This is a genomic window from Kitasatospora sp. NPDC094016 (assembly GCF_040304045.1).
In the GTDB taxonomy this organism is placed as follows: Bacteria; Actinomycetota; Actinomycetes; order Streptomycetales; family Streptomycetaceae; genus Kitasatospora.
This window is the reverse complement of the sequence record NZ_JBEOUK010000058.1, coordinates 1-12,913: the sequence shown is the minus strand read 5'-3', so window position 1 is coordinate 12,913 and position 12,913 is coordinate 1. Positions and strand designations below refer to the sequence as shown.

General features: G+C 71.6%; 12 protein-coding genes and 2 tRNA genes. 11 read left to right on the top strand and 3 right to left on the bottom strand.

Annotation, left to right across the window (positions count from 1 at the left end; genetic code table 11):
• Positions 1-217 precede the first annotated feature (217 nt).
• On the top strand, positions 218-850 hold the full coding sequence (locus ABT015_RS34135) for a mycothiol-dependent nitroreductase Rv2466c family protein (RefSeq protein ID WP_402446327.1): 633 nt from the start codon (positions 218-220) through the stop codon (positions 848-850).
• A gap of 63 nt (positions 851-913) precedes the next feature.
• Here ABT015_RS34135 and ABT015_RS34130 read toward each other — a convergent pair whose 3' ends face one another.
• The gene (locus ABT015_RS34130; RefSeq protein ID WP_402446325.1) at positions 914-2,329 is read right to left on the bottom strand and encodes an amino acid permease; all 1,416 of its coding nucleotides are present in this window, start codon (positions 2,327-2,329) and stop codon (positions 914-916) included.
• A gap of 277 nt (positions 2,330-2,606) precedes the next feature.
• Here ABT015_RS34130 and ABT015_RS34125 point away from each other — a divergent pair, with 277 nt between their 5' ends.
• The 4 genes from ABT015_RS34125 to ABT015_RS34110 all read left to right on the top strand — a co-directional run bounded on the left by ABT015_RS34125 (position 2,607) and on the right by ABT015_RS34110 (position 5,958).
• The gene (locus ABT015_RS34125; RefSeq protein WP_350886174.1) at positions 2,607-3,206 is read left to right on the top strand and encodes a biotin transporter BioY; all 600 of its coding nucleotides are present in this window, start codon (positions 2,607-2,609) and stop codon (positions 3,204-3,206) included.
• 44 nt (positions 3,207-3,250) lie between these two features.
• On the top strand, positions 3,251-3,736 hold the full coding sequence (locus ABT015_RS34120) for a ribose-5-phosphate isomerase (protein ID WP_063347575.1): 486 nt from the start codon (positions 3,251-3,253) through the stop codon (positions 3,734-3,736).
• 383 nt (positions 3,737-4,119) lie between these two features.
• A complete protein-coding gene (locus ABT015_RS34115) occupies positions 4,120-5,259 on the top strand; it encodes a PP2C family protein-serine/threonine phosphatase (protein ID WP_350886172.1) in 1,140 nt (379 codons plus the stop codon).
• Between the two features lie 501 nt (positions 5,260-5,760).
• The gene (locus ABT015_RS34110) at positions 5,761-5,958 is read left to right on the top strand and encodes a hypothetical protein (protein WP_063347574.1); all 198 of its coding nucleotides are present in this window, start codon (positions 5,761-5,763) and stop codon (positions 5,956-5,958) included.
• A gap of 34 nt (positions 5,959-5,992) precedes the next feature.
• On the opposite strand, the gene ABT015_RS34105 is transcribed toward ABT015_RS34110, so the two are convergent.
• Complete coding sequence (locus ABT015_RS34105) at positions 5,993-6,784, bottom strand: DUF6348 family protein (RefSeq protein WP_350886170.1); 792 nt, start codon at positions 6,782-6,784, stop codon at positions 5,993-5,995.
• 210 nt (positions 6,785-6,994) lie between these two features.
• Here ABT015_RS34105 and ABT015_RS34100 point away from each other — a divergent pair, with 210 nt between their 5' ends.
• Positions 6,995-7,567, top strand: a complete 573-nt coding sequence (locus tag ABT015_RS34100) for a DUF6197 family protein (protein ID WP_350886168.1) — start codon at positions 6,995-6,997, stop codon at positions 7,565-7,567.
• Positions 7,568-7,649: 82 nt separating this feature from the next.
• On the opposite strand, the gene ABT015_RS34095 is transcribed toward ABT015_RS34100, so the two are convergent.
• Positions 7,650-7,720 (bottom strand) — tRNA-Gly (locus ABT015_RS34095).
• Positions 7,721-7,877: 157 nt separating this feature from the next.
• Here ABT015_RS34095 and ABT015_RS34090 point away from each other — a divergent pair.
• From ABT015_RS34090 to clpX, 5 genes are all read left to right on the top strand, one after another.
• Positions 7,878-7,951: transfer RNA gene (locus ABT015_RS34090), tRNA-Pro, on the top strand.
• Between the two features lie 293 nt (positions 7,952-8,244).
• Positions 8,245-9,639, top strand: coding sequence for a trigger factor (gene tig, locus ABT015_RS34085; RefSeq protein ID WP_350886166.1), 1,395 nt, complete (start codon positions 8,245-8,247; stop codon positions 9,637-9,639).
• 265 nt (positions 9,640-9,904) lie between these two features.
• On the top strand, positions 9,905-10,522 hold the full coding sequence (locus ABT015_RS34080; RefSeq protein WP_360211667.1) for an ATP-dependent Clp protease proteolytic subunit: 618 nt from the start codon (positions 9,905-9,907) through the stop codon (positions 10,520-10,522).
• Positions 10,523-10,578: 56 nt separating this feature from the next.
• A complete protein-coding gene (locus ABT015_RS34075) occupies positions 10,579-11,241 on the top strand; it encodes an ATP-dependent Clp protease proteolytic subunit (RefSeq protein WP_350886164.1) in 663 nt (220 codons plus the stop codon).
• 249 nt (positions 11,242-11,490) lie between these two features.
• Positions 11,491-12,780 carry an ATP-dependent Clp protease ATP-binding subunit ClpX gene (gene clpX, locus ABT015_RS34070; protein WP_063347569.1) on the top strand — a complete coding sequence of 430 codons (1,290 nt, stop codon included), beginning with the start codon at positions 11,491-11,493 and terminating at the stop codon, positions 12,778-12,780.
• Positions 12,781-12,913: the final 133 nt, after the last annotated feature.

The following is a 12,913-nucleotide window of genomic DNA, read 5'->3' as shown; positions in this document are numbered from 1 at the left end:
TCCTTTGTCCGGCTCGCACGGTGGTGCGTCTGTGGGTGGTGCGGTCTCGGCGCGCGGTGTGCCGCGCCCCGCAGGGGCATCCTTTCACGCCCTCCCTCGCCGGTACCATTGCACAGGCCGTCCCGGCGGGGCCGGAATCAGCGGCGGCGGGCGGGTGTTGACGAGTCGGGGTGGCACGCCTGCCTGCCTCGTCATCACCTCACGAAGGACGACAGCCGTGACGACTGCCGCTGAGCGCAAGACCGCCGACTTCTGGTTCGACCCGGCCTGCCCGTGGGCGTGGATGACGTCCCGCTGGCTGATCGAGGTGCAGCAGTTGCGTCCGGTGGACGTGAACTGGCACGTGATGAGCCTGTCGGTGCTGAACGAGGACCGCGACCTCCCGGAGAACTACCGCGAGCTGCTGGACAACGCCTGGGGCGCGGTGCGGGTGTGCATAGCGGCCGCCCGGGAGCACGGCGACGAGGTGCTGGGCCGGCTCTACACCGAGCTGGGCCTGCGCTTCCACAACCAGGGCCTGCCGCAGAACCGGGAGACGGTCGAGGCGGCGCTGGTGGCCGCCGGGCTTCCCGTGGGGCTGGCGGACGCGGCCGACACGGACGCGTACGACGAGGCCCTGCGCGCCTCGCACAAGGAGGGCATCACCCTGGTCGGCGAGGACGTCGGCACCCCGGTGATCGCGGTGGAGGGCGTGGACGGCGAGCGGGTCGCCTTCTTCGGCCCGGTGGTCACCCCGGCCCCGAAGGGCGAGGCCGCGGCCCGGCTCTGGGACGGCACCCTGCTGGTGGCCTCCACCCCGGGCTTCTACGAGATCAAGCGGACCCGTACGGCGGGCCCGTCCTTCGAGTAGCGCGGGGCGCGCGAAGGGCCCGGTACCGCCTGCTGCGGTACCGGGCCCTTGTGCGTGCCGGGGTCAGCGGGCTGCGGCCGCGTCCCGCCGCTGCTTGACCAGGCCGGCGGCGCTCAGCAGCGCGACCAGCACCCCGGCCGCGTACAGCTGCTGCCGGTTGCCCTCGGTGGTGGTCATCAGGGCGAGGATGCCGGTCACGGCGGCCGTCGCGATCCAGGTCAGGTACGGGTAGCCCCACATCTTCACGGTGAGCAGTTCGGGTGCCTCGCGCTCCAGCCGGCGGCGCATCCGCAGCTGGACCAGGCAGATGAACAGCCAGACCACCAGGATGGCCACGCCGGTGGTGTTCATCAGCCAGGTGAAGACGGTCTCCGGCCAGAACTTGGCGGCCAGCACGGCGCCGAAGCCGAACAGGCAGGAGGCCAGCACGGCCCGGCGCGGCACCCCGCCGGAGACCTTGGCGAGCGCCCGGGGGCCCTGGCCGCGGCCGACCAGCGAGTACGCCATCCGGGAGGCGCCGTAGATGTTGGCGTTCATCGCGGAGAGCAGCGCGATCAGCACCACCACCTCCATGATCGTCCCGGCGCCGGTCACCCCGAGGTGCCGCAGCACGGTGACGTACGGGCCGTCGGTGACCACCGCCGGGTCCTTCCAGGAGACCAGGGTGACGACCAGGGCCATCGAGCCGATGTAGAAGATCGCGATCCGCCACACCGCCGTGCGCACCGCGTTGGCGACGTTCTTGCGGGGGTCGTCGGACTCGGCGGCGGCGATGGTGACGGTCTCCAGCCCGCCGTAGGCGAAGACCGAGGCGAGCAGGCCGACGATCAGCCCGCTGACCCCGGTGGGCAGGAAGCCGCCCTGGCCGGTCAGGTTGGTCGCGCCGGGGGCGCCGGGGCCGATCACCCCGGCGACGCCGAGCCCGCCGAGGACCAGGAAGGCGACGATCGCGGCGACCTTGATGGTGGCGAACCAGAACTCGAACTCGCCGAAGTTCTTCACCGCGGTCAGGTTGCTGGCGCAGAAGAAGACCATGAACAGGCCGACCCAGACCCAGGAGGAGACGCCCGGCACCCAGCCGTTGACGATCTTCCCGGCGGCGGTGGCCTCGGCGGCGACGCCGCAGCACAGCATCACCCAGTACATCCAGCCGGCCGTGATCCCGGCCCAGGGGCCGATCTCCTTCTCGGCGTGCACCGAGAACGACCCGGAGGCGGGGCGGGCGGCCGACATCTCGCCGAGCATCCGCATGATCAGCATGACCAGCAGGCCGGAGAGGGTGAACGCCAGGATGATCGCCGGACCGGCGGCCGCGATGCCGGCGCCGGAGCCGACGAACAGGCCCGCGCCGATCACCCCGCCCAGCGCGATCATCGACAGGTGGCGCTGCTTGAGGCCGTGCGCGAGCTGCTGGCCGGTGGCCGGGGCGCCGTCGGCGTCGGTGGTCCCGGGCGCCTGGGGCGCGGGGGTGGGGGCCATAGGGCTGGATCCAGACTGTGCGGAATGCGGCATGAGCTGTCCAATATCCGGTGATACCTCTGTTCATGCCAAGAGCGGGGACCCCGGGCCCACCATGCGGACCACGCGGTGACGAAACGGGTCCGACCGGTGACACAGCGTCGATATCGGGCGGAATGGGATGGTTCCGACAACGGTCGAGGGCGGGGCTTTGTCCGAAACCGTGGCGGTGGCGTAGTGGATCACCACGTAGGTTCACAGGTGTTCACTCACCTGAGCACCCCACAGGAGACCCCCGATGGCCACTGCCACCACCCCGATACCGCGCCGCGCCGTCCTCGCCGACCTGCTGCCCGCCGCCACCACCCGCCTCGGCGCCCAGGCCCGCGACCTGGCCCTGGTGGCCGGCGGCGCCGCCCTGACCGGCGTGGCCGCCCAGCTGTCGGTGAACATCCCCGGCTCGCCGGTGCCCGTCACCGGCCAGACCTTCGCCGCCCTGCTGGTCGGCACCGCGCTCGGTGCCCGCCGCGGCATCGCCTCGCTCGCCCTCTACCTGCTGGCCGGCCTGGCGGGGATGCCCTGGTTCGCCGAGGGCACCTCCGGCTGGACGATGCCCTCGCTCGGCTACGTGCTCGGCTTCGTCCTGGCGGCCGGCCTGACCGGCGAGCTGGCCCGCCGCGGCGCCGACCGGAGCCCGGTGAACACCGCCGTCACCATGGTCCTCGGCAGCCTCGCCATCTACGCGGTCGGCGTCCCGTACCTGGCCCTGTCGCTGCACGTCCCGCTCGCCCGGGCGGCCGAGCTCGGCCTCTACCCGTACCTGGTCGGCGACGCGCTGAAGGCCGTCCTCGCCGCCGGGGCCCTGCCACTGGTCTGGAAGCTCGCCGCGAAGCGGTGAGCCCCCTGCCGGGCCCGGGCGCACGCGCATGCCACACTCATGGCATGCGCGTGTACCTGGGCTCAGACCATGCCGGATACGAACTGAAGAACCACCTCGTGGAGTGGCTCAAGGAGGCCGGCCACGAGCCGGTCGACTGCGGGCCGCACATCTACGACGCCGAGGACGACTACCCGCCGTTCTGCCTGCGCGCCGCCGAGCGCACCGCCGCCGACCCGGAGGCGCTGGGCGTCGTCATCGGCGGCTCGGGCAACGGTGAGGCGATCGCCGCCAACAAGGTCAAGGGCGTGCGGGCGGCGCTGGCCTGGAGCGAGCAGACCGCCGGGCTCGGCCGCGAGCACAACAACGCCAACGTGGTCTCCGTCGGCGGCCGCATGCACACGCTGGAGGAGGCCACCAAGTTCGTCGAGGTCTTCCTCAACACCCCCTACAGCGGCGAGCCGCGGCACACCCGCCGGATCGAGATGCTGAGCGAGTACGAGACCACCGGCGAACTCCCGCCGATCCCGGCCCACCACCCGCAGGGCTGATCCCTCCCCCCGTCCACCCCCGTCGGCCGGCCGCACGCTCCACGCGGCCGGCCGCCGCCGTTCCCGGGCCCGTACGGCTGTGTCATCGGCCACAGGGCCGGGCGGGCCGACGCCGGTACGCGCGGGGCGCGTGCGCCGCCCGCGTGGTTCGTACGCCCAACCGGCGCACGCCTCCTGACGCCGCGCCCGCCGTCGCGGCAATCGGCCGAAACCGGCTGACGGGCCCGCGCCACGGCACACCCGCTCGCGTCCGGCCCGTCGACGCCGGGCGGTGCCCGTGGATAGGGTCGGGCCCCATGGCTGGCAGACCGCCGGGCGCACCGCCCCAGACGACTGCGACGAGGCCCGGCGCCGCCACGGCGTCCGGACCCGTGACGGCCCGGTTGCGCAGGAGGCTCCGCCGGGTCCGCCGAAGGCTGCGCACGGCCGGTGTCGACTACTTCCGCGGCGGCGCCGCCGACTGGCCGGTGCTCTGCGCGCTCGCCCTGCTCGTCCCGCTGCTGATCCTGCTCAACATCTGGATCCCCGCCTGGGCCCCGCCCACCGCGCTGGTCCTGCCGATCCTGGCCGGCGCGCTGCTGCTGCGCCCCGGCAGCCTGGTGGTGCTGTACGCGCTGGCGGCGCTCGGCCTGTCCGCCGAGTCGGTGATCCACACCGGCCAGCGGGTGGCCAGCGAGAACCCCGAGGCCTACATCTACGGCGTCACCCCGGGCGCGGCCCTGGTGGTCGGCGCCGCCGGGGTGGGCGGCCTGCTGCTGGCCCAGTTCCGGGCCCGGGTCGGCGTGCCCTGGTGGGGCGGCTCGACCATGCTGTTCGACCTGCGCGAGCGGCTGCGGGTGCAGAGCCGGGTGCCGGAGCTGCCGGACGGCTGGCACGCCGACATGGCGCTGCGCCCGGCCGGCGGGCAGTCCTTCTCCGGGGACTTCGTGGTCGCCGCCCGCACCGGCCCGGGCCAGCGGCTGCTGGAGGTGGTCCTCGCGGACGTCTCCGGCAAGGGCATGGACGCCGGCTCCCGCGCGCTGCTGCTCTCCGGCGCCTTCGGCGGCCTGGTGGGCTCGCTGCCCGCGCACGACTTCCTGCCCGCCGCCAACGGCTACCTGCTGCGTCAGTCCTGGGAGGAGGGCTTCGCGACCGCCGTCCACCTGGTGCTGGACCTGGACACCGGTGAGTACGAGCTGCTGTCGGCCGGGCACCTGCCGGGGATGCAGCGGCTGGCGGGCGCCGGGCGCTGGGAGGTCAAGGAGGCCGAGGGCCCGCTGCTCGGGATCTACGACGGCGCGAAGTTCGACGGCGTGCGCGGCCGGCTGAACCGCGGCGACGTGCTGATGCTGTGCACCGACGGCATGGTCGAGGAGCCGGGCCGGGACCTCTCCGAGGGGATGGACCGGTTGATGGGGGAGGCGGACCGGCTGGTGCCCGGCAGCGGTCCGGGCGCGGGGGCCGGCGCGGCGGCCGCGCTGATCGAGACGGTGGCCCGGGACATCAACGACGACCGCGCGGTCCTGCTGCTCTGGCGCGACTGACGCCCCCTCGGCCCGGCCGTCCGTCACCGGACGGACCGGCACATGCCGCGGGCACGTGCTGTCAAGCCGGGCAGCCGATCTTCGGCCAAATCGGCCGCCCCGTCGGCTGACCGGACCTGCGGCTTCCGTTACCCGCCCCCGGCCGCCTTCCGGCCGCTCAGCGCCGCCCCGCCGATGATTCGTCAGAACGGCTCCGCTATCGTCCCGGTCGGCGGAAACTCGTCTCGCATCGCAGGATATCGGCGTTGGGCTGACTGTCAGACCTTTACGCAATCGGCACGGTCGACCACACTGAGTCCGGGCGGGACTGTTCAGGATTCGGGGGATGGGGGGCGTCACGTGCGGCACGGCAGACAACGTTCGACCGCGCCGGGCTCCCTCGCCGGTGGTGTGCCGGTCGATCCGCGATTCCGCCTCGGGACCGTCGGACAGGCCGGGGTCCGGCTTCGCAGGTGCCGCCGGGCGGCGGCACCACGCTATGAAACGAGGAAGTGAGTCCGGGTGGCACTCTCCGTCTCCGCGCTGGTCCTGTTCGCAATCCTGTGCATCATCTTCATCCGCAACAAGCAGTTGAAGATCGCGCACGGCATCATCGCCGCCCTGTTCGGCTTCATGCTGCACGAGACCACGGTCGCGGGCTCGATCAACTCCCTGCTGGCGAACCTCGCCCACAGCATCTCGGGCATCACCGGCGGCTGACCCGGCCGGGCCGTCCGCTACCCCCGCGAGGGGATCACCGGCCGGCCCGTCTGGCCTCCCGCCAGCGAGCGAGCAGTCCCCGGGGGCGGGCCGCCGCCGGGGCGGGGGCGCGCATCGGCGGGGGTGTCGCGGCACCCGCCGCGCAGGCCTGCCCCGGCGCCGCCGAATCGGCCGTCAACAGCACGAACAGCCGCGCCCAGCACAGCCGTTCGCCCCGCGGCCAGTCCATCGCGCGCAGCGCCGCCGACGCGGCCTCCGACACCTCGCCGTCGACCCGGACCTCGGCGACGTCGTCGCCCGCCTTCCCGCCCAGGAAGAGCTTCACCCCGACCGGCCCCGGCCCGGCCAGCTGCGGCCGCAGCGCGGGCGCGAGCGCCGGCAGCACCCGGTGCTCGGCGAGCCAGCCCGCCAGGTGCTCGTTGCCGAAGCCGAACACCGCCGCCGGCCCCTGGAGGGCGTGCCAGCCCGGGAGTTCGGCGTGGTCCGCGTGGTCGGCGTGCACGCCGCGCCCGTCCGTCAGCTCGACCAGCACCGAGGCGGTGGTGGTCGCCCACATCTTCACCGCGTTGGCGAGCTTCTCCTCCTCGGTCTTGCCGAGGCCGGCCGCGCAGTCCCACACCACCGGGGCGTCCGCCCGGCCCAGGTGCAGCACGTAGCCGAGGTCGACGTGGCCGGCGCCGTCGTCCCCGGGGTGCTCGCGCACCGCCACCGCCGTCGTCCCCGGGCCGCGCACCACCTCGCCGTCGGCGCTGAACTCCTGCCCGAGGCGTGCCATCTCCCGGACGACACAGCGCTGTATGACGGCCAGCCGCTCCTGGGGACGCACCGGGACTCCTCCACCTCGGAGCGCGGCGGGTGAGCTCCCGCTCGAACTGCGCTCGAACGCCGCCGAGGCTATCGGCCCGGCAGCCAGGCGGGAAACCGTCCGGCCTCCCCGGTTCTCCAGTCGCGGAAATGTCTGGAATGCACCAGTTTGGGAAGCGGAACCGCCCTGTGGCCGTCGGCCGGGGCCCTGCCGCCCGCCTGGAGAGCCCGCATGACCCGCACCGCCCCGACGCCCCCGCCGTCACCCCTGACGGCCCCTCCGGCGCCCCTTCCGCCCCTCCTGGCGGGCCCGGACGGCTCCGGCCTGGCCGCCGAGATCGAGGCCTACCTCGCCTCGCTGCCCGCCCCAGCGCGCCACCCGGTGCCGTACGTCTGCTCCCACGGCACCGCCGTGCGGCCGTGGTGCGCCGGCCACCCGGAGCCCCGGGCCACCCTGCTCGACCGGGCGCTGCGCCGCCCGGCCCGCCCGGTGCCGGTCAGCGCCGCCGACCACCTGCGGCTCGCCTCCCGCTACATCGGCGCCCACGGCTGGCTGCAGGGCGCGATGTGGGACGCGGACGGCCGGGTCTGCCTGCTCGGCGCCCAGGCCGCCGTCCTCGCGCACGGCTACGGCACCCCGGCCACCGTGCGCACCGCCCGGGTCCAGCTGATGGAGGTGCTGCACGCGACCGGCCGCCCGGCGCGCTCCCCGGACGAGTACAACGACCGCCCCGCCACCCGGGAGGCCGACGTCCACCGGCTGCTCGACCGGGCCGCGGCCCGGGCCGCCCGGCTCGGACTCTGAACCGGCCCTCGCGGGGCCGGGAGGGCCGCCCGGAAACGCCGACGGCCCCGGTGCGTGGAGACGCACCGGGGCCGGGTCGATGAGCGGGCGACGAGAATCGAACTCGCGTGACTAGTTTGGAAGACTAGGGCTCTACCATTGAGCTACGCCCGCGCGATCCCCCGGTCGTTGCCGGCCGGAAGTTCGGGAGACAGCGTACCTGGTCCGGCCGCTTCCGTGCACACCGGATTCTCCGCGCGCTCCCTCGGACCGTCCCCGAATATGTCGGCGAGCCGCCAGGGCCCGACGTGTACGCTTCCTCTCGGCACCACGGGGTGTGGCGCAGTTTGGTAGCGCGTCCGCTTTGGGAGCGGAAGGCCGTCGGTTCGAATCCGGTCACCCCGACAGTGCGGCAGGGTCTCGTCCACCGTGGCGGGGCCCTGTTCTGTTCGGCCCGACGGTGGCGCCTGGCGTCCGCCTTTCGTGGTACCGGTAGGATGGGGCGCTGGCGGTAGTCCCTGCGGTCTCAACCCAGGTCAACCGCACGAGGGCGAGGAGTCACTCTCACCGTCCACCCCCCACGGGAGATGCAGCTCCAACCCTTCATCGCCCGTCTCGCCCGACCCACTCGCACGGCCTCGGCCGGCGGCCGGGAACGGCGGAGGCAACCTGACCGCAAGCCCATAGGAGACCTAACCGTGAAGAGCGCCGTCGAGACTCTGAACCCGACCCGGGTTCGACTCACCGTCGAGGTGCCCTTCGAGGAGCTCAAGCCCAGCCTCGACGCGGCGTACAAGAAGATCAACCAGCAGGTCACGGTTCCGGGCTTCCGCAAGGGCAAGATCCCGGCTCGCGTCATCGACCAGCGTTTCGGCCGCGGTGCCGTGCTGGAGGAGGCCGTCAACGACGCCCTGCCGCGCTTCTACACGCAGGCCGTCGACGAGGGCAAGATCGAGGTCCTCGGCCAGCCCGACATCACCAACATCGAGGGTGTCGAGAAGATCGCCGATGGCGGTGACCTGAAGTTCACCGCTGAGGTGGACATCCGTCCGGAGATCACCCTTCCGGACTTCGCCTCCATCGAGGTGACCGTCGACCCGATCGTCGTCTCCGACGAGGACATCGAGAAGTCCCTGGAGCAGCTGCGCGAGCGCTTCTCCTCGGTCAAGGACGTCGAGCGCGCCGCGGCCGCCGGCGACATCGTGGTCGTGGACCTGATCGCCAAGGTCGACGGTGAGGTGCCGGAGGACGGCACCGCCAACGGCGTCAGCTACGAGATCGGCTCGGGCCGCCTGATCGACGGCATCGACGACGCCGTGACCGGCCTGGAGGCCGGTGGCACCGCCACCTTCTCCACCGAGCTCAAGGGTGGCACCCAGGCGGGCCAGACCTCCGAGGTCACCGTCACCGTCACCGCCGTCCAGGAGAAGGAGCTGCCCGAGCTGGACGACGAGTTCGCCCAGCTGGCCAGCGAGTTCGACACCCTGGAGGCCCTGCGCGACGACTCCCGCAAGCGCCTTGAGCGCATGAAGGAGTACGACCAGGCCACCCAGGCCCAGGAGAAGGTGCTGGACGCCCTGCTCGGCCTGGTCGAGATCGAGTTCCCGGAGAAGCTCCTCAAGGACGAGGTCGAGACCCGCAAGCACAACCTGGAGCACCACCAGCTCCAGCCGATGGGCCTCGACATCGACAGCTACCTGGAGACCCAGGGCAAGACCCGCGAGGAGTGGGACGCCGAGATCGAGGAGCAGGCGAAGAAGGGCATCAAGACCCAGTTCGTCCTGGACCAGATCGTCGCCGACGAAGAGCTGGGTGTTAACCAGGAGGAGCTGACCGAGCACCTCATCCGCCGCGCCGCCGGCTCGGGTCTCACCCCGGACCAGTTCGCGCAGCAGGTCGTCCAGGGTGGCCAGGTGCCGCTGCTGGTCGGCGAGGTCGCCCGCGGCAAGGCGCTGGCCACCGTGGTCGAGGCCGCCAAGGTCGTCGACACCGAGGGCAACGAGGTCAACTTCGACGACGAGGACGAGACGGCCGAGACCGTCGAGGCCCCCGCCGCCGAGGAGACCGCCGCCGAGGAGAAGACCGAGGCCTGAGTGCCCCGGTAACCCCTGAGGTCTGCGACGGGCCCGGACGCCGTACGGCGTCCGGGCCCGTCGTCGTCCCCCGGGACGGGCCCGACCCTGCGCTCACAGCGAACAGTTCTGCGTGAGGGATTCTGCGGCCCGGCCTGCGCGTTAGGGTCCTTGGACAGCACCAATCACACCGTGATACCCGGAAGCTGTGCGACACCGTGACGGCCGTGGAGCGACCGTCCAAATCGACTGAGCAGGTGGCTAAGTGACGTTCCCGCAGATGCAGATGCCTGGCCCGATGGCGCCGCACGCCGCCTCTGGTGACGTGCTCGGCGGCCTGGGCGACCAGGTGTACAACCGGCTGCTCAACGAGCGGATCATCTTCCTCGGCCAGCAGGTCGACGACGACATCGCCAACAAGATCACCGCCCAGCTGCTGCTGCTGGCCGCGGACCCGGAAAAGGACATCTTCCTTTACATCAACTCCCCGGGCGGTTCGATCTCGGCGGGCATGGCGATCTACGACACCATGCAGTACATCAAGAACGACGTCGTCACCATCGCGATGGGCATGGCCGCCTCGATGGGCCAGTTCCTGCTGACCGCCGGCGCCAAGGGCAAGCGCTTCTCGCTGCCGAACGCCAACATCCTGATGCACCAGCCCTCCGCCGGCCTCGGCGGCTCCGCCACCGACATCCGCATCCAGGCCGAGCAGCTGCTGCGCACCAAGAAGCGGATGTCCGAGCTGATCGCCTTCCACAGCGGCCAGTCCTTCGAGCAGATCACCAGGGACTCCGACCGCGACCGTTGGTTCACGCCGGAGGAGGCCCTCGAGTACGGCCTGATCGACGCGATCATGCACAGTGCCGCGGACGTCCCCGGCGGCGGCGGCACGGGCGCCTGAGCCTCGGCCCGGCCCACGAGACCACAGCCACAACGCCCCGGAGGACAAGAACCCCCATGAACATCCCCAGCCTGTCGGCCGCCCAGGCCCGCGTCGAGGACATGCGCGCCGAGGGTCGCTACATCGTCCCGCGCTTCGTCGAGCGCACCACGCAGGGCATCCGCGAGTACGACCCGTACGCCAAGCTGTTCGAGGAGCGCATCATCTTCCTCGGCTCGCAGGTCGACGACGTCTCGGCGAACGACATCATGGCGCAGCTGCTGTGCCTGGAGTCGATGGACCCGGACCGCGAGATCCAGATGTACATCAACTCGCCCGGCGGCTCGTTCACGGCCCTGACGGCCATCTACGACACCATGCAGTACGTGAAGCCGGACATCACCACGGTCTGCATGGGCCAGGCGGCCTCCGCCGCGGCCGTGCTGCTCGCGGCCGGCACTCCCGGCAAGCGGATGGCGCTGCCGAACGCCCGCATCCTGATCCACCAGCCGTACACCGAGACGGGCCGCGGCCAGGTGTCCGACCTGGAGATCCAGGCCAAGGAGATCTTCCGGATGCGCGAGCAGCTGGAGCAGATGCTCTCCAAGCACTCCAACAAGCCGGTGGAGCAGGTGCGCGAGGACATCGAGCGCGACAAGATCCTCACCGCCGAGGAGGCCCTGGAGTACGGCCTCGTCGACCAGATCATCTCCACCCGCAAGACCTCGCTGACCTCCTGAGGCCGGCACCCTCCGAGACGGGGCGCGCATTCCGCGTGCGCGCCCCGCTCCGGTTCGTCGGCGGCCTCCGCAACGGCATCTGTTCGGTATCAATTCGCCCAGGGCGTAGGGCAGACCCGGCGAAGAGGACGGAATCAGGGGCCCGGCAGAGTACCGTCGGATAGCGAGACCGATCGCCGTCGGCGTTGACGGTCCACAGCACCAGGCCCCGGAACCCCTGCGGGGCCCCTGGCGAAGGGGAAGCACCTCGTGGCACGCATCGGAGACGGTGGCGACCTGCTCAAGTGCTCGTTCTGCGGCAAGTCGCAGAAGCAGGTGAAGAAGCTGATCGCCGGCCCAGGCGTGTACATCTGCGACGAGTGCATCGACCTGTGCAACGAGATCATCGAGGAGGAACTCGCCGAGACCTCCGAGGTGCGCTTCGAGGAGCTGCCGAAGCCGCGGGAGATCTACGAGTTCCTGGACCAGTACGTGGTCGGCCAGGACCTCGCCAAGAAGGCGCTGTCGGTGGCGGTCTACAACCACTACAAGCGTGTCCAGGCCGGCGAGGCGGGCCGCAGCGGCGGCAACGGCCGCGAGGACGCCATCGAGCTGGCCAAGTCCAACATCCTGCTGCTGGGCCCCACCGGCTCCGGCAAGACGCTGCTGGCGCAGACCCTGGCCCGGATGCTCAACGTGCCGTTCGCGATCGCGGACGCCACCGCGCTGACCGAGGCCGGGTACGTCGGCGAGGACGTCGAGAACATCCTGCTCAAGCTGATCCAGGCGGCCGACTACGACGTCAAGAAGGCCGAGACCGGGATCATCTACATCGACGAGATCGACAAGGTCGCGCGCAAGAGCGAGAACCCGTCGATCACCCGGGACGTCTCCGGCGAGGGCGTGCAGCAGGCGCTGCTGAAGATCCTGGAGGGCACCACCGCCTCGGTGCCGCCGCAGGGCGGGCGCAAGCACCCGCACCAGGAGTTCATCCAGATCGACACCACCAACGTGCTGTTCATCGTCGGCGGCGCGTTCGCCGGCCTGGAGCGGATCATCGAGGGCCGGGCCGGCGCCAAGGGCATCGGCTTCGGCGCCAACATCCGCTCCAAGCGGGAGTCGGACGCCAGCGACCACTTCCGTCAGGTGATGCCCGAGGACCTGGTGAAGTTCGGCATGATCCCCGAGTTCATCGGCCGGCTGCCGGTGATCACCAGCGTGCACAACCTGGACCGCGAGGCGCTCCTGCAGATCCTCACCGAGCCGAAGAACGCGCTGGTCAAGCAGTACCGCAAGCTCTTCGAACTGGACGGCGTGGAGCTGGAGTTCTCCCGGGACGCGCTGGAGGCGATCGCCGACCAGGCGATCCTGCGCGGCACCGGCGCGCGCGGTCTGCGGGCCATCATGGAGGAGGTGCTGATGTCCGTGATGTACGAGGTGCCCTCGCGTCAGGACGTCGCCCGCGTGGTCGTCACCGGGGACGTGGTCTCCAAGCACGCCATCCCCACCCTCGTCCCGCGCGACATGATCAAGCGCGAGCGGCGCGAGAAGAGCGCCTGACCCGCGCCCGCCGCATCCGAAAGGGCCCCGCACCGACCGGCGGTTTCTAGGGGTCGTTGCAACACGTGGTCGGTTGTCTAGGCCGCGAGCAGTTTATGCAGGCGCTCGGCTGGGGTCTCCCAGCCGAGCGTTT

Bases quoted from the DNA above. Each gene is read 5' to 3' on its own strand.
- ABT015_RS34125 (WP_350886174.1), top strand. From the start codon at position 2,607: ATGGCCACTGCCACCACCCCGATACCGCGCCGCGCCGTCCTCGCCGAC.
- ABT015_RS34075 (WP_350886164.1), top strand. From the start codon at position 10,579: ATGAACATCCCCAGCCTGTCGGCCGCCCAGGCCCGCGTCGAGGACATG.
- ABT015_RS34120 (WP_063347575.1), top strand. From the start codon at position 3,251: ATGCGCGTGTACCTGGGCTCAGACCATGCCGGATACGAACTGAAGAAC.
- ABT015_RS34130 (WP_402446325.1), bottom strand. From the start codon at position 2,329: ATGGCCCCCACCCCCGCGCCCCAGGCGCCCGGGACCACCGACGCCGAC.
- ABT015_RS34080 (WP_360211667.1), top strand. From the start codon at position 9,905: ATGCCTGGCCCGATGGCGCCGCACGCCGCCTCTGGTGACGTGCTCGGC.
- ABT015_RS34100 (WP_350886168.1), top strand. From the start codon at position 6,995: ATGACCCGCACCGCCCCGACGCCCCCGCCGTCACCCCTGACGGCCCCT.